This is a genomic window from Sulfurivermis fontis (assembly GCF_004001245.1).
GTDB lineage: Bacteria > Pseudomonadota > Gammaproteobacteria > Thiohalomonadales > Thiohalomonadaceae > Sulfurivermis > Sulfurivermis fontis.
Genome location: NZ_AP018724.1, coordinates 563,045 through 577,928 on the forward strand (window position 1 = coordinate 563,045; position 14,884 = coordinate 577,928).

Annotated in this window: 15 protein-coding genes; 8 read left to right on the plus strand and 7 right to left on the minus strand. The window is 66.3% G+C overall.

Going from position 1 to position 14,884, the window contains the following annotated elements; genetic code table 11:
• Positions 1-5 precede the first annotated feature (5 nt).
• The 3 genes from mpl to EP379_RS02980 all read left to right on the plus strand — a co-directional run bounded on the left by mpl (position 6) and on the right by EP379_RS02980 (position 2,670).
• On the plus strand, positions 6-1,364 hold the full coding sequence (mpl, locus tag EP379_RS02970) for a UDP-N-acetylmuramate:L-alanyl-gamma-D-glutamyl-meso-diaminopimelate ligase (protein ID WP_127475705.1): 1,359 nt from the start codon (positions 6-8) through the stop codon (positions 1,362-1,364).
• A 104-nt stretch (positions 1,365-1,468) separates the two neighbouring features.
• Positions 1,469-2,074 (plus strand): flavin prenyltransferase UbiX, encoded by a 606-nt coding sequence (locus EP379_RS02975; protein ID WP_127475707.1) that lies wholly within the window; start codon positions 1,469-1,471, stop codon positions 2,072-2,074.
• Positions 2,075-2,082: 8 nt separating this feature from the next.
• Positions 2,083-2,670 carry an LON peptidase substrate-binding domain-containing protein gene (locus tag EP379_RS02980; RefSeq protein ID WP_127475710.1) on the plus strand — a complete coding sequence of 196 codons (588 nt, stop codon included), beginning with the start codon at positions 2,083-2,085 and terminating at the stop codon, positions 2,668-2,670.
• A 36-nt stretch (positions 2,671-2,706) separates the two neighbouring features.
• On the opposite strand, the gene EP379_RS02985 is transcribed toward EP379_RS02980, so the two are convergent.
• A complete protein-coding gene (locus EP379_RS02985; protein ID WP_127475713.1) occupies positions 2,707-4,665 on the minus strand; it encodes a VTT domain-containing protein in 1,959 nt (652 codons plus the stop codon).
• Between the two features lie 240 nt (positions 4,666-4,905).
• Here EP379_RS02985 and EP379_RS02990 point away from each other — a divergent pair, with 240 nt between their 5' ends.
• Positions 4,906-6,183, plus strand: a complete 1,278-nt coding sequence (locus EP379_RS02990; RefSeq protein ID WP_127475716.1) for a bifunctional O-acetylhomoserine aminocarboxypropyltransferase/cysteine synthase — start codon at positions 4,906-4,908, stop codon at positions 6,181-6,183.
• 69 nt (positions 6,184-6,252) lie between these two features.
• Here EP379_RS02990 and EP379_RS02995 read toward each other — a convergent pair whose 3' ends face one another.
• Positions 6,253-6,558 (minus strand): DUF2934 domain-containing protein, encoded by a 306-nt coding sequence (locus EP379_RS02995; protein WP_127475718.1) that lies wholly within the window; start codon positions 6,556-6,558, stop codon positions 6,253-6,255.
• Between the two features lie 324 nt (positions 6,559-6,882).
• Here EP379_RS02995 and EP379_RS03000 point away from each other — a divergent pair, with 324 nt between their 5' ends.
• Positions 6,883-7,716 (plus strand): rhodanese-like domain-containing protein, encoded by an 834-nt coding sequence (locus EP379_RS03000; RefSeq protein ID WP_197722844.1) that lies wholly within the window; start codon positions 6,883-6,885, stop codon positions 7,714-7,716.
• Between the two features lie 74 nt (positions 7,717-7,790).
• On the opposite strand, the gene EP379_RS03005 is transcribed toward EP379_RS03000, so the two are convergent.
• The 3 genes from EP379_RS03005 to thiE all read right to left on the minus strand — a co-directional run bounded on the left by EP379_RS03005 (position 7,791) and on the right by thiE (position 10,616).
• Positions 7,791-8,423 carry an MBL fold metallo-hydrolase gene (locus EP379_RS03005; RefSeq protein WP_127475720.1) on the minus strand — a complete coding sequence of 211 codons (633 nt, stop codon included), beginning with the start codon at positions 8,421-8,423 and terminating at the stop codon, positions 7,791-7,793.
• Between the two features lie 85 nt (positions 8,424-8,508).
• Positions 8,509-9,792: a glutamate-1-semialdehyde 2,1-aminomutase gene (gene hemL / locus EP379_RS03010; RefSeq protein WP_127475723.1), complete on the minus strand. Its 1,284-nt coding sequence runs from the start codon at positions 9,790-9,792 to the stop codon at positions 8,509-8,511.
• Between the two features lie 200 nt (positions 9,793-9,992).
• Positions 9,993-10,616: a thiamine phosphate synthase gene (gene thiE, locus EP379_RS03015; protein WP_127475725.1), complete on the minus strand. Its 624-nt coding sequence runs from the start codon at positions 10,614-10,616 to the stop codon at positions 9,993-9,995.
• Positions 10,617-10,753: 137 nt separating this feature from the next.
• On the opposite strand from thiE, the gene EP379_RS03020 reads away from it, so the two are divergent.
• Both EP379_RS03020 and EP379_RS03025 read left to right on the plus strand, forming a co-directional pair.
• The gene (locus tag EP379_RS03020) at positions 10,754-11,737 is read left to right on the plus strand and encodes a DUF3108 domain-containing protein (RefSeq protein ID WP_127475728.1); all 984 of its coding nucleotides are present in this window, start codon (positions 10,754-10,756) and stop codon (positions 11,735-11,737) included.
• A 118-nt stretch (positions 11,738-11,855) separates the two neighbouring features.
• On the plus strand, positions 11,856-12,131 hold the full coding sequence (locus tag EP379_RS03025; RefSeq protein ID WP_127475731.1) for a heavy-metal-associated domain-containing protein: 276 nt from the start codon (positions 11,856-11,858) through the stop codon (positions 12,129-12,131).
• 137 nt (positions 12,132-12,268) lie between these two features.
• Here EP379_RS03025 and thiD read toward each other — a convergent pair whose 3' ends face one another.
• Both thiD and EP379_RS03035 read right to left on the minus strand, forming a co-directional pair.
• Positions 12,269-13,069 (minus strand): bifunctional hydroxymethylpyrimidine kinase/phosphomethylpyrimidine kinase, encoded by an 801-nt coding sequence (gene thiD / locus EP379_RS03030; RefSeq protein WP_127475733.1) that lies wholly within the window; start codon positions 13,067-13,069, stop codon positions 12,269-12,271.
• Positions 13,070-13,399: 330 nt separating this feature from the next.
• Complete coding sequence (locus EP379_RS03035; RefSeq protein WP_127475735.1) at positions 13,400-13,960, minus strand: class II aldolase/adducin family protein; 561 nt, start codon at positions 13,958-13,960, stop codon at positions 13,400-13,402.
• A 124-nt stretch (positions 13,961-14,084) separates the two neighbouring features.
• Here EP379_RS03035 and EP379_RS16610 point away from each other — a divergent pair, with 124 nt between their 5' ends.
• Positions 14,085-14,753, plus strand: a complete 669-nt coding sequence (locus EP379_RS16610) for an energy transducer TonB (protein ID WP_232023962.1) — start codon at positions 14,085-14,087, stop codon at positions 14,751-14,753.
• The last annotated feature ends 131 nt before the right edge of the window (positions 14,754-14,884 follow it).

Genomic DNA, 14,884 nt, shown 5'->3' on the forward strand with positions numbered 1-14,884 from the left:
GTTATATGCACATACATATCCTCGGCATCTGCGGCACCTTCATGGGCGGCATCGCGCTGCTGGCACGCGCCGCCGGTCACACGGTGTCCGGCCAGGATGCCGGCGTCTATCCGCCCATGAGCGAGCAGCTTGCCGCGGCGGGCATCGCACTTACCGAGGGTTATGCGCCCGAGGGTATTCCCGCCCATACCGATATGGTGGTGATCGGCAACGCGCTGTCGCGTGGCAATGCGGCGGTGGAGCACGTGCTGAACCGCAACATCCCCTACACCTCGGGGCCGCAGTGGCTGGCCGAGCATGTGCTGCGCGACAAGTGGGTCCTTGCCGTCGCCGGCACCCACGGCAAGACCACCACCGCCGCCATGCTGGCCTGGATCCTGGACCATGCCGGCATGGCGCCGGGTTTTCTCATCGGCGGCGTGCCGCACAATTTCGGCCTTTCCGCCCGCGCAGGCAGCACGCCGTTCTTCGTGGTGGAGGCGGACGAATACGACACCGCCTTCTTCGACAAGCGCTCCAAGTTCGTGCACTACCGGCCGCGCACCGCGATCCTCAACAACCTGGAATACGATCACGCCGACATCTTTCCCGACCTCGCCGCCATCGAGCGGCAGTTCCACCATCTGGTGCGTACCGTGCCGGGGCAGGGCCTGATCCTGGCGCCGGCGCAGGATGCCGCGCTGGCCCGGGTGCTGCAGATGGGCTGCTGGACGCCGGTGGAGAAATTCGGCGCGGCGGCGGGCTGGAACGCGCAATTGCGGGCGGACGATGGCAGCCGCTTCGATGTTTTCTGGAATGGCGTTCTACAGGGCGAGGTGCAGTGGGAACTGCTCGGCGCGCACAACGTCAGCAACGCCCTCGCCGCCATCGGCGCGGCGCGCCATGCCGGCGTGCCGGCGGCGCAGGCCTGTGCGGCGCTGGGGGAGTTCAGGAGCGTGCGGCGCCGGCTGGAACTGCGCGGCACGGCCGGTGGCGTGGCGGTGTACGACGACTTCGCCCATCATCCCACCGCCATCGAGACCACCCTGGCCGGTCTGCGCAACCGGGTCGGTGCGGCGCGCATCCTGGCGGTGCTGGAGCCGCGCTCCAACACCATGCGTCTCGGCGTGCACCGCGACACCCTGGGCCCGTCCCTGGCCGCCGCCGACCTGGTGTTCCTCTACCACCCCTCCGACCTGAGTTGGGACCTGGGCGCCGCCGCCGCCGCACTCGGCGAGCGGGGCATCGTCTACGCTGATATCGACGCCATCGTCGCCGCAGTGCGCGCCGCCGCCCGCCCCGGCGACCATGTGCTGGTGATGAGCAACGGCGGTTTCGGCGGCATTCACGCCAGGCTGCTGGCGGCACTGCAAGCAAAGTCTTAAACGCGAAGACGCCGAGAGCGCAAAGGACGCAAAGGGATGATGAGAAATTCTTCCAGCACCAGCCATGCGTTCCTGGCGTCTTCGCGTTTGCAGAGGGTTTCGGGATGAGCCGCGACGCCATCAGTCTGGCCATCACCGGCGCCTCCGGCGCGCCCTACGGCCTGCGCCTGTTGCAGTGTCTCATCGCGGCGGGGCAGCCGGTGTATCTGATGGTGTCCAGTCCGGCGCAGGTGGTGCTGGCGACGGAAACGGAGCTGAAGGTGCCGGGGCGGCCGGAGGAGATGCAGACCTTCTTCAGCGAACTGTATGGCGCCGCCCCCGGGCAGTTGCAGGTGTTCGGCAAGGAGCAGTGGCTGGCGCCGGTGGCCAGCGGTTCCAGCGCGCCACGCGCGATGGTGGTGTGTCCCTGTTCCACCGGCACGCTCTCGGCCATCGCCACCGGCGCCAGCAACAACCTCATCGAGCGCGCCGCCGACGTGATGCTGAAGGAGCGGCGCCAGCTCATCATCGTGCCGCGCGAGATGCCGCTGTCCGCCATCCATCTGGAACACATGCTCACCCTGGCACGCCTCGGCGTCACCGTGATGCCGGCGGCGCCCGGTTTCTATCACCGGCCGCAGCAAGTGTCCGATCTGGTGGACTTCGTGGTGGCGCGCATCCTCGATCATCTCGGCATCGAACAGCAACTCGCCCCGCGCTGGGGGGAATAGCCACGGCGATGCGCAGGTTGAACGTCCCCTTGTTTCCCCTGCATACCGTTCTGTTTCCCGGCGGCGTGTTGCCGCTGCGCATCTTCGAGCCGCGCTATCTCGACATGGTGAGCGAGAGTCTGCGTCTGGACAGTCCCTTTGGTATCTGCCTGATCCGCGAGGGGCATGAGGTGGGCGAGGCGGCCAATACCTACGACATCGGCACCCTGGCGCGTATCAACTGGTTCGAGCGGCGCGATGACGGCCTGCTCGGCATCAACGTCGAGGGTGGGCAGCGCTTTCGCATCCTCACCACCGAGGTGCAGCCGAACCAGCTGATCCGCGCCGAGGTCGAACTGCTGGCTCCGGAACCGGCAAGTGCCGTGCCGGCGGACTGCACGCCGCTGGTGGCCCTGCTGCAGGGCATATTGGATCAGCTCGATTTCCCCTACGCCAAACTGGAACGCCGCTACGAGGATGCGGCCTGGCTAGGGGCGCGTCTCACCGAGTTGTTGCCGCTCAAGCTGGAGCTGAAGCAATATCTGCTGCAGATGGATGACTCGCTGGCGCGTCTGGAACGCCTGTTGGCGATCATGGAGAGCGGCGACTTCGTGTGAGTGCGTTACACGTGGGGTCTTCCGCATCTCCCGTCCTCACGGTTGCCGCAACAGCATCACCTCACCACCATCCTGCCGTCGCTGCAGCGTGGGCTGCCAACCGGCCGCGGCGAGATCCCGTTGCAGCAAGCCCAGCGGCGTGACGAAATCGGCCAGCGTGCGCGGCACGGTAAAACTCCCCAGTACACGGCTGCTTTCCACCCAGGCGGTATTACCCAGCCACAGCGGCGTGTCGCCCGGTTGCAGGCGATGGCCGCTGGGCCACAGGCGCAGCACGCGCAAACGCCGGTCATCGGCATCCGCCTTGATGAGCAGCAGTTGCTGGTGTTGCCCGGCGTGTACCTGCGGCAGGATCGGCTGCTGTGCCGGCGAGGCCGCCAGGTTCAGCCATTGCAGCCAGCTGACGGCGTCGAGGGCGACCGGCTCGCGCCAGCCGAGTGGCTCCAGGGCCTGTTGCAGCGCCGCGGGTTCACCGGCGTATTGCAGGGTGAGGGGGTGGCTGTGGCGATGGCGCAGATCTTCCCGCTCCGCCGGCAGGGTGGCCCAGCCCTCCTGCCGCCAGAGGGCGGCGTCGATGTCGCGCAGTGCCGGTGCGCGGGCATGCGCGGCCAGATCGGTCGCGTAATGTGCGCTGCGGTACCACAGGCCGGCGGCAAGCAGGCAACCCAGCGCGACCAGCAGCAGCGGCCGCGCCGCCGGCCGGCCGCTGCCGTGGCGCAGCCAGGCGATGCCGAGCAGCGTGGCCCACAGCAGTCCCAGCGACAGGCCGAGGATCACCTCGGACAGCCGCTGGCTGGCGAGGTAGAGCTGGGCAAAGGCGATGCCGGTGAGCAGCAGGGCGGTACCGCCATACACCAGCCAGCGCCAGCGCTCACTGGCCTCGCGTGCCAGCAATACGGCGAGGAAGCCATACACGGCGGCGGCCAGTGCCAGCGACGGGGCCGCCGTGGTGTGGTCCTGCAGCCACCGTTGCAGCAGGGCAAACAGGCCGGCAAAGGCGGCCGCAGCCAGCCAGTGGAGCGCGGCCTGCCAGTGGTGCCGCGCCAGCAGCCACAGCATAACGCCGCCGATCAGCGGCAGCAGGGTGGCCAGTTTGCCCAGGGCCGCGAGGGGCAGCAGCAGTCGATTCGCCCAGGGCGTGTGCAGCGCGGCCAGGCCATCGCGTACGGTGGCATCCAGATCGGGCAGGGCCGTGCCGCCGAGGGCTTGCAGGGTCCACAGCAGGGTGATGCCGGCCAGGAGCAGCAACAGGCCGAGCAGGCTCAGACCGCGCGCCTCGGGGTGATCCGGATCGAGCAGGGCGGCCGGCAGGTGGCCGAGACGGGGGTGGCGGGCGGACCAGTCCAGCCCGTAGCGCAACACGCGGTAGGCGTGGCGATGCCACAGGCCGAACAACCGGCGTGTCAGCCACAGCGCCAGCAGCAGCAACATCAGCAGGGTGCCGAGCAGCAGCGCCAGCCGTGTCGCCACCTCGGCGGCGAGGCCGAGCGAGGCGGCGAACACCATGCCGGGCAGCACGTACACCGGCGCCCACAGCACGCCGGAGATCATGTTGACCACGGCGAAGCGCCGCACCGGCATTTCCAGCATGCCGGCCACCAACGGGATCACCGGCCGCAGCGGGCCGACGAAGCGGCCGAGCAGCACGCTCTTGCCGCCGTGGCGGTGGAAGAAATCGACGGCGCCGGCCATGAGTTCCGGGTGGCGGCGCAGCGGCCACATGACGCGGATGCGCTGGTGGTAGTGCCTGCCGAGCCAGAAGCTGATTCCGTCACCGGCGATGGCGCCGGCCGCGGCCCAGGCCAGCGTCGGCCAGAGTTCGAGCACGCCGGCGCCGATCAGCGCGCCGATGCCGAACATCAGCACTGCGCCGGGCAGGAACAACCCCACCACGGCCAGTGATTCGCCACAGGCGATGAGCAGCACGGCGACACCGGCCCACGCCGGGTGGGCGCGCAGCCAGTCGAGCACGATATCCAGCAGGCCGAAGTCCATGGCTTGATTCTAACGTGTTGCGGGGGGCGCCTGCGGCGGGCACACTGCCCGTTTGGACAGAGGTAGGGGGGCAAGGTACGAACTCGCTGTGCTCGTGATGTTTTGTAGCAAAACAACCGTGCGCGCAGCGCACACCGGCCTCGTATCCCGTACCTTGTCCCTCGTGCCTGTCCGTTTGGCGGAGGCGCGATGCCCATCCCGGCATCGGCAATCAAACAACATGATGAGAGGAGTCACAGCGTGAAACTGGAAACCATCGCCATCCACGGCGGCTATTCCCCCGAGCCCACCACCAAGGCGGTGGCGGTGCCCATCTACCAGACCACCTCCTACGCCTTCGACGACACCCAGCATGGCGCCGATCTGTTCGACCTCAAGGTGCCGGGCAACATCTACACCCGCATCATGAACCCCACCACTGCCGTGCTGGAGCAGCGCGTGGCGGAGATGGAAGGCGGTGTGGCGGCCCTGGCGGTGGCCTCCGGCATGGCGGCGATCACCTACACCGTGCAGGCGCTGTGCGAGGTGGGCGACAACATCGTCGCCACCACCCGCCTGTACGGCGGCACCTACAACCTGTTCGCCCACACCCTGCCGCGCATGGGTATCGAGGTGCGCTTCGCCGCCCACGACGACATCGACGGCCTGGCCGCGCTGATCGACGACAAGACCAAGCTGGTGTACTGCGAGTCCATCGGCAACCCGGCCGCCAACGTGGTGGACTTCGGCCGTCTCGCTGCCGCGGCGCACGCCAGGGGCGTGCCGCTGGTGGTGGACAACACCGTGCCCTCGCCCTATCTGTGCCGCCCCATCGAGCACGGCGCCGACATCGTGGTGCACGCCCTGACCAAATACATGGGCGGCCACGGCACCTCCATCGCCGGCATCATCGTCGACTCCGGCAGGTTCGACTGGAAGGCCAACGCCCAGCGCTTCCCCATGCTCAACACCCCGGACCCGTCCTACCACGGCGTGGTCTATACGGAAGCCTTCGGCCCGGCGGCCTTCATCGGCCGCTGCCGCGTGGTGCCGCTGCGCAACATGGGCGCCGCGCTGTCGCCGTTCAATGCCTTCCTGATCCTGCAGGGCATCGAGACCCTGGCCCTGCGCATGGAGCGTCATGGCGCCAACGCGCTCAAGGTGGCGCAGTTCCTCCAGGGCCATCCGCAGGTGAGCTGGGTCAACTATCCCGGTCTGCCCGACTCGCCCGACTACCCGCTGGTGCAGAAGTACATGCGCGACGGCAACGCCTCCGGCATCCTTTCCTTCGGCATCCAAGGCGGGCGCGAGGCGGGGGCGAAGTTCATCGACGCGCTCAAGCTCATCGTGCGCCTGGTGAACATCGGCGATGCCAAGTCGCTGGCCTGCCACCCGGCCACCACCACCCACCGCCAGCTCAACGACGCCGAACTGAAGTCGGCCGGCGTGACGCCCGACATGGTGCGCCTGTCCATCGGCATCGAGCACGTCGACGACATCATCGCCGACATCGAGCAGGCCCTGGCGGCGGCCCGGTAGGGCGTGCCACAGAAAGCAAAACGCCGCTGGTGACAGCGGCGTTTTGCTTTGCGGGAAGAGCAGACGCGTCTACTTGGTCAGACGCCCCAGCATCGCATCGATCTCGCGCTCGGCGGCGCACCAGTCATCCATTTCGGCGCCGCCGCCGAAGCCGCGGTGCAGGGCGCGGTAGTAGGCGGCCTCGCGGATCATGTGCTGGCGCATCTCTTCGCTGACCGTGACGGCCGCCGCCTTCTTGGCGCGCGGCTTGGGGTCGGCCGCCTTTTTCGGCGCCGTCTGCTTCGGGGCGGCCTTTTTCGCGGCAGCAGCCTTGGGCTTGGCTTCCGTGCTGGTGGATTTCCTGGATGGAGTGGTCGACTTTTTCTGCTCTGCCATGATGGTGCTCCCTGACCTGATATTAAGCGCGAACGTTATTTAACGTAGCTGACTTTTCGTATTGTGCTACGAAACCATGAAAGTGCAATGACAATTTTCTCCTGTGCAAGGCCGGGCCAGCGGCGCAGACGTGAAGGCACGCACGCCTTGTAGCGCATGGACGCGGCATAGTGGCATGAGGAGAACACGGGAATAAAATGCCGCCTCCCTGACTCCTAGCAACCAGGAAAGGAAGGGTTGCAGGCGCCGTTCTGCAGCCGTTCACAACAATAACCGAAGCAGGGGTCGCCGCGCGCCGGCGCGGCTGCACGAGGAGAAGCCACTATGAATTCCATGAATCACCACTGGTCCCGCCATGCCTGGCTGTTGCTGGTGGCCGCCGTATTGCTCGGCGGGACGGCCTGGGCGGACGACGAAATGCCGGGGCGTTCGCGCTATCCCACCGTGAAGCCGGTGGAGCTGGCGCAGCTGCAGGCCATGCGTCCCAACGTCATCATCGTCGATGCCCGTTCGCACTACGAGTACGAAACACTGCACATCAAAGGGGCGGTCAACGTCCCGCTGGGGGAACAGGGGTTTGTGGAGGGCGTCAAGGCGCTGCGGGCCGAATCCAGCCATCCCATCGTGTTCTACTGCAACGGCCGCACCTGCATGAAGTCCTACCAGGCGGCCCTGGAGGCGCAGAACAGCGGCATCGTCAATGTCTATGCCTATGACGCCGGCATCTTCGACTGGGTCAAGGCCTATCCCGACGACTCGGTGCTGCTGGGGCGCACGCCGGTGGATCCCGCCCGTCTGCTCGGCAAGGACAAGCTGCAGGCGCATACCCTGAAGCCGGCCGAGTTCGAAAAACGCATCGACGACAATGCGCTGATCCTCGATGTGCGGGACAAGTTCCAGCAGGAAGCCATCACCCTGTTCCCCATGCGCCAGCACTCGGTGCCGCTGGATAACAAGGCCTTGCAGAAATATGTCGATCAGGCGCGGCAGGAGGGCAAGACCCTGCTGATCTACGACGAGGCCGGGCATCAGGTGCGTTGGTTGCAGTATTACCTGGAGTCGGAAAAGGTGGCCTCGTACTATTTCCTGGCCGGGGGCGCCAAAGGCTATTTCGACCTGATGATGGGCGATATCGTCGGCCAGAACTCCCGACAGTAGCCTGCGCGGCGAAGGTCCGCTGCCTCAACGGCGACCCTGGCGGGCGGTGCGGGCAGGCGCTGGCCGGGGCAGTGTCAATCCGCCACGAAGGGGTTGCCGAGACGTTCGCGGCCGAAGGTGGACAGCGGGCCGTGGCCGGGGATGAAGGTGACGTCGTCGCCGAGGGGAAACAGCCGGGTGCGGATGGCGCGGATCAGGGCGTCGTGGTCGCCGCGCGGAAAATCGGTGCGGCCGATGGAACCCTTGAACAGCACATCGCCGACGAAGGCCAACTGCGCGGCGGGCTGATAAAACACCACGTGTCCCGGCGTGTGGCCGGGGCAGTGGATGACATCGAGCGACAGCGTGCCCACCTGCACCGTGTCGCCGTCGTTGAGCCAGCGATCAGGCAGAAACGCAGCCGTATCGGGAAAGCCGAACATCGCCGCCTGCTCCGGCAAGTTCTCCAGCCAGAAGCGATCTTCCTCCTGTGGCCCCTCCACCGGTATGCCCAGGCGGTCGGCCAGAAGGCGTGCGGCACCGACGTGATCGAGATGGCCATGGGTGAGCAGCAGCCTGGTCAGCGTCACGCCGGCCTGCCGTGCCGCGGCGAGCAGCCTTTCTTCATCGCCGCCCGGGTCGATGAGCGCACCCTCCATGGTCTGCTCGTCCCAGACGAGGGAGCAGTTCTGCTGGAAGGCGGTGACGGGGATGACCTTGTAGTTCATGAAGGCAGTCGCAAGTTTCAAGTTACAAGTGGCAAGCAAAAGACAAACCAGGCCTCTCTCTTGTCACTTGCAACTTGCCACTGTTCTACAGCGTGCGCAGCACCTTGCCTGCCGCTGCGATGGTGGCATCCAGGTCCGCCGTGGTGTGGGCGGCGGAGACGAAGCCGGCCTCGAAGGCGGAGGGGGCGAGGTAGACGCCTTCATTCAGCATGCCGTGGAAGAACAGCTTGAAGCGGTCGACGTTGCACTTCTGCACCGCCTGGCCGTAGCTGGTGATCTTTTCCTCCTCGGTGAAGAAGAGGCCGAACATGCCGCCGACGTGGTTCTCGCTCATGGGGATGCCGGCCTTTTTCGCCTCCGCCATGATGCCGTGGACCAGGTACTCGGTCTTCTGCGCCAGGTCTTCATAGAAGCCGGGCCGGGTGACGAGGTCGAGGTTGGCCAGGCCGGCGGCCATCGCCACCGGATTGCCGGACAGGGTGCCGGCCTGATAGACCGGGCCGAGGGGGGCGATCTTTTCCATGATCTCACGCTTGCCGCCGAAGGCGCCCACCGGCATGCCGCCGCCGACCACCTTGCCCAGGGTGGTGAGGTCGGGTTTGATGCCGTAATGACCCTGGGCGCCGCCGAGGGCGACGCGGAAACCGGTCATCACCTCGTCGAAGATCAGCACCGCGCCGTACTCGTCGCACACCGCGCGCAGGGTTTCGAGGAAGCCGGGCACCGGCGGGATGCAGTTCATGTTGCCGGCCACCGGCTCGACGATGATGCAGGCGATGTGAAAGCCGTCGGTCCTGAAGGCGGCCTTTACCGCCGCGGCGTCGTTGTAGGGCAGGGTAATGGTGTGTTCGGCCAGCGACGCCGGCACGCCGGGGCTGCTCGGCACGCCCAGGGTCAGCATGCCGGAGCCGGCCTTCACCAGCAGGGAGTCGGAGTGACCGTGGTAGCAACCCTCGAACTTCACGATCTTGTCGCGATTGGTGTAGCCGCGCGCCAGGCGGATGGCGCTCATGGTCGCTTCGGTGCCGCTGGAGACCATGCGCACCATGTCCATGGACGGCACCAGTGCGCACAGGCGGTCGGCCATCAGCGTCTCGCTCACCGTCGGCGCGCCGAAGGACAGGCCCTTGGCCGCGGCCTGTTGCACCGCTTCGATCACCTTGGGATGGGCATGGCCGACGATGGCCGGCCCCCAGGAGGCGACGTAGTCGATGTACTTCTTGCCGCTCTCCGACCACAGATAGGCGCCCTCGCCGCGCTGGAAGAAGATCGGCTCGCCGCCGACGCCCTTGAAGGCGCGCACCGGGGAGTTGACGCCGCCGGGGATGTGCTTCTGGGCGGCGGCGAAGAGTTCGTGCGAGTGGGGCATGGTGATACCTTTCCTAACGAGTAAAAAACAGTTCAACGCAAAGATGCGAAGGTCGCCAAGGGACGCCGCTTTTTTGTGGAAGCGCGGTTATACCGGGCGATGACGACACCTGGACAGCCCATGCCGCCTGATAAATCGGGCTCCCACAACGCAACATATCTTTGCGCCCTTGGTGTCCTTTGCGTCTTTGCGTTTAAGCCTTATTCGAACAGGCGGGACAGGCGCATTGCGGCGGCGCGAACATCACGCTGGCCGAATACATCGGAGATCACGGCGAGCAGGTCGGCACCGGCCGCGACCAGCCGCGCGCCATTGTCGGCGTTGATGCCGCCGATGGCAACCACCGGCACCCGGAGCCGCCCCTTGGCCTGGCGCAGCAGGTCGCATTCGGCGCGTACCGCGCCGGGCTTGACCGTGGATGGGAAAAAGCTGCCGAAGGCCACATAATCGGCGCCGGCAGCCTCTGCCGCGACGGCACGTTCCAGCTCGTTGTAGCAGGAGACGCCGATGATGGCGGCGGGACCGAGGGCGGCGCGGGCGCTGGCGATGTCGCCGTCGTCGCGGCCGAGGTGGACTCCGGCGGCGCCCACCGCAGCCGCCAGGGCCACGTCGTCGTTGATGATCAACGGCACGCCCAGCGGCCGGCACAGATGGACCAGGTCCTGGGCCTCCCAGCGGCGCTTGTCCGCATCACTGCCCTTGTCCCGGTATTGCACCATGACGGCGCCGCCGGCGATCGCGGCGGCCACCGCCGGGACCAGCCTTTCATCCGGGATGAGGCCGCTGTCGGTGAGGACATAGAGTCCGTGCGGGATATTTTTCATGGGCGCGAGAGTTCACGGCGTGGCGGTCGGGCGGGACAGCATAAAACATCCGCTCCGGACAGGCACCCTGTACGGGGCGGGCAGCCGTCGCAGCCAGTGCTTGAACAGCGCACGAACTCCCGACTACCCTTGCTGACATGAGTCCGGCCACCCTTCGCCTCTGTACCGCCCTGATCGGCCTGCTGTTGCTGGCCGGGACGCCCGCCTGGGCGGTGGGCGAACCGCCGTTGCACCAGGCCGGCGAACGGCTCGATTACCGCATCTCCTATCGCGGCGTGTTTACCGCCTATGTCTGGAAGGACCTGGCGGACATGGCGCTGTATGCCTTTCCCGGCCGCGAGCGGTTCAACGGCGCGCCCATCTGCCGGGCCACCATGACGGTGGATACGCGCAATTACGGTTTTGCCGAGTTTTCCTACCCGGTGCGCCTGCGCTACGACGCCCTGGCGGCGCCGGACCTGTCGTTCACCCATCTGGTCAGCGATCACGACGACGGTGTGGAAAACATCCATAACGTCATGTGGTTCGACTGGGAACACGAGCGCATCAAGTATTACCGCAAGCGCCTGTACGTGCCGGCCGAGCCGCGCCAGGTCGGGCCACGGTTCAGCTGGGAGACGGATGAGCACCGCTGGGAGGCCGATGGCAAGGAGCGGTTGCCGGCGTTTCTGACCGACTATGCGCCGGTCGGCGACGGGCTGAGTTATCTGATTCATGACCATACCCGACGGCGTATCAGGGAGGGTGCGGCGATGGACCCGCTCACCATGCTTTATGCACTGCGTACCTATGACTACGACGTACGTCCGGAACGCGAAATCGCTGTGGTGCACAAAGAGCAGATTGGCCGTTACGTGGTGCGGCTGCTCGGGCGGGAGACGATGCAGGCCAATGGGCAGACACAGGAGGTGTTGCATGTGCGTGTCAGGAAACACGATGCCGCCGTGGGCGCGCCGGGGCAGTTGGATGTGTGGCTGGCCGACGACCAGCAGCGCGTCATCACCCGCTTCGACATCGAGGCCAAGGTGGGGCTGATTCGTGTCGATCAGGTCGGCCGGCAGGGTTCCACCATGCTCGGCGGCTGTGTCGACGGCACGCCGCTGCAGTGGGCGTCACGCTGAAACCGTAAGCGGGTTGCCGATAGACAGCGGCCGGGACTTCGCTAGAATAGCCCGCTTCCGCTTGAATGGCGTCCCGCCTTTCTTTCATTCTTGCTCAAGCATACGCAGAGGTATCTCCATGGCTTTTTCCGTTCAGGTCGAGAACATCAAGTGTGGCGGCTGTGCCAACACGATCCGCAAGCGCGTGACCGAGATTGACGGCGTAAACGGCGCCGAAGTGGTGGTGGAGCAGGGGCTGGTGAACGTGGAAGCCGACGAAGCTTTGCGCCCGGCGGTGGTGGCGGCGCTGGCCAAGGCGGGTTATCCCGAAGCCGGTTCGGTGCAGGGTATGGCCTCGATCAAGGCCAAGGCCACTTCCTTCGTGTCCTGCGCCATCGGGCGCATGGACGATTAAGACCAGGTACGAGGATCAAGGTACAGGATACGAGGAAGGTGTGCGCTGCGCGCACGGTTGTTTGAGTCCAGAAACACTACGAGCGTGGCGAGTTCATTCCCTCGCATCTCGTCGCTTGTCCCTCGTACCGCTGTTCTTCATTCCTCTTCCGCCCGCGCCCAGAACAGCCGGTTGGGCAGCAACTGCCCCATGCCGATGCGGTAGCCGTTTTTCAGCGCCTCCCAGGTGTATTCCTGCGCCTCGTGGATGGCGCTGAAGGGCTCCAGCCCCTGGCCGAGCAGACCGGCGATGCTGGAGGCGAGGGTGCAGCCGGAGCCGTGGTAGCTGTGCGGCAGGCGCTCCCAGGTGAAGGTTTCCAGCTTGCGCATGTTGCCGTACAGCACGTTGTCCACGGTGGCGGTGTTCTCGTGGGTGCCGGTGATCAGCACCAGCTCGCAGCCGGCGGCGAGCAGTTCCTGACCGCAGGCATCCAGGGTGTCGGCCTCGGGGGCGAGGCGGCGCGCCTCCTGGCTGTTGGGGGTGAGCACGGTGGTCTGCGGCAAGAGCAGCTCCGTCATCGCATCAATCAATTCCGCATCGGCCAGTTCGCCGCCGCCGCCGGCGCGCAGGATCGGGTCGGTCACCACCGGGATGTCCGGGTAGTCGCTCAGGATGGTGTGGATCGCCTCGACGTTCTCCACGCTGCCCAGCATCCCCAGCTTGAAGCAGGCCACCGGCATGTCTTCCAGCACGGCACGCGCCTGCTCGATCACCAGCAGTGCCGACACCGGCTCGAAGCGGATTACGTTGCGCGTGTCTTGCACGGTGAGCGCGGTGATCACCGGCGCCGCCTGGCAGCCCATGGAGGCGATGGCCTCGATGTCGGCCTGGATGCCGGCGCCGCCGGTGGGGTCGTTGCCGGCGAAGGTCAGCACCACCGGGATGTCGTACTGGGTCATGTCTGTCCCCGATTCCTTGTAAAGTCAAAGGCGCTCAACGCAAAGGCGCAAAGTACGCAGAGGCCGCAAAGATTTTTTGTGGAGCCTGATTTATCGCGCGCCAGGCCGGTCCAGGTGTCGCTAGCGCCCGGCGTAGCCGGGCTCCCACAATGTAAAGCGCAAATCCCCCTTTGCGTTGAGTTTCTTTTCTAAGGAAGGTCTGAATAAGTCCATCCTGGACTTTTCAGGTCGCTCCCGCCCCTCCCTGGGCTGCGCGACATAAGTCCATCCGTGGACAAAATGGCGGCACATCCCTGTGCCGCGGAAGCTCTGAACTTATTCAGAGCTTCCCTAAAGCGTCCCCGCCAGACGCGCGATGTGGGTGGTCTGGGCGGAGAGTTCCAGCGAGCAGGTCCACTTGTAGGCCAGGTTGAGCGTTTCGGCGCAGGCGTAGACGCCGTGGCCGCGCACCACCGTGATCGGGTATTCGGCCAGCACCTCCGCCACCTTGTGCGGCGCCTCGGCGACGTAGTGGCTGTAGGGGATGGTGATCACCGGCACGCGCGGGAAGTAGAGCTGGCCCTCGAAGTCCGGCGGCAGGTAGTCCTGCCCGTTCAGGGTCAGGGCGACGGTGTGGGCGCCGTGGCTGTGCAGCACCGCGCGGGCCTTGGGATTGCGCTGGTAGACCTGGATGTGCAGCGGGGCATCGAGGGAGGCGCGCTCGCCCAAAGTGCCATCGATGTGGCAGCGCACCAGGTGGTCCGGCTCCAGCAGGTCGGCGCAGCAGCCGGTGGGGGTGACCCACACGGTATCGCCGTCGCGCACCGAGGCGTTACCGCTGTGGGAGTCGTTGATGCCGTACTGGCGCAGCCAGCGGTAGTGGCGCACCAGGTCTGCCTTCAGATTTTCCATCGCGCTATTCCATCACAAGACGTCCGCCTTGACGACACTGTCGTGTACTCGCGTATTTACGCAATTGACAATCATTCTCATCCGCATTTAATATCATGACCATGAAACACAGGGGCATGCCGTCGTGACATGGGTGGGCGCACCGCGCGGTCTGCAGCTTTCCGCGGCGGCGGTGAGTTTCGGTCTGCATGCGCTGGCGGTGGTGCTGGCCGTGTGGGTGGCGGCGCCGTCGCTGACGCCTCCGGCCGCGCCGCAACAGGTGGTGACGGTCTCCCTGCTGCAGAGCCGCCCGGCGCCGCCGGCCAAGATGGTATCGCCGGCCCCGGAGCCGCCGTCCAGACCGGCGCCCCGGCCGACACCGCAGAAGGTGCAGGCACCGTGGGTCGAGTCGCGGCAGGTGCAGGCGTCGCCCGAACCGCCGCCGGCCGTGCTGCCGCCGCCCGCGGCGGTGGTGCAACCCGCAGCACCGGCGACGGCGGAGGTGGCCGACGTGGCCGAAGAAGAGATGCCTTTGGTGGAGCCGAGCTTCCAGGCCGACTACCTGCGCAATCCGGCTCCCGCCTATCCGCGCCTCTCCAGGCGGCTGGGCGAGCAGGGCGAGGTGAGCCTGCGCGTGCTGGTCGACCCGCACGGCAAGCCGCGGCGCGTGGAGTTGGCGTCGTCCAGCGGCTCCGAACGCCTGGATCGGGCGGCGCTGGAGGTGGTGCAGCGGTGGAGTTTCGTCCCCGCGCGGCGCGGCAGCCGGGCGGTGGAGGCTTGGGTCATCGTGCCCATCGTGTTCAGTCTGGGGTGAAGAGATGAAAATTCGCGGTAACTGCTCCCCCCTTTAAAGTCAAAAGCGTTCAACGCAAACAACGCAAAGACGCAAAGGACGCGAAGAGCGCAAAGGGGAACGATAAAAATACAGTACGTGGTTCGGACTGA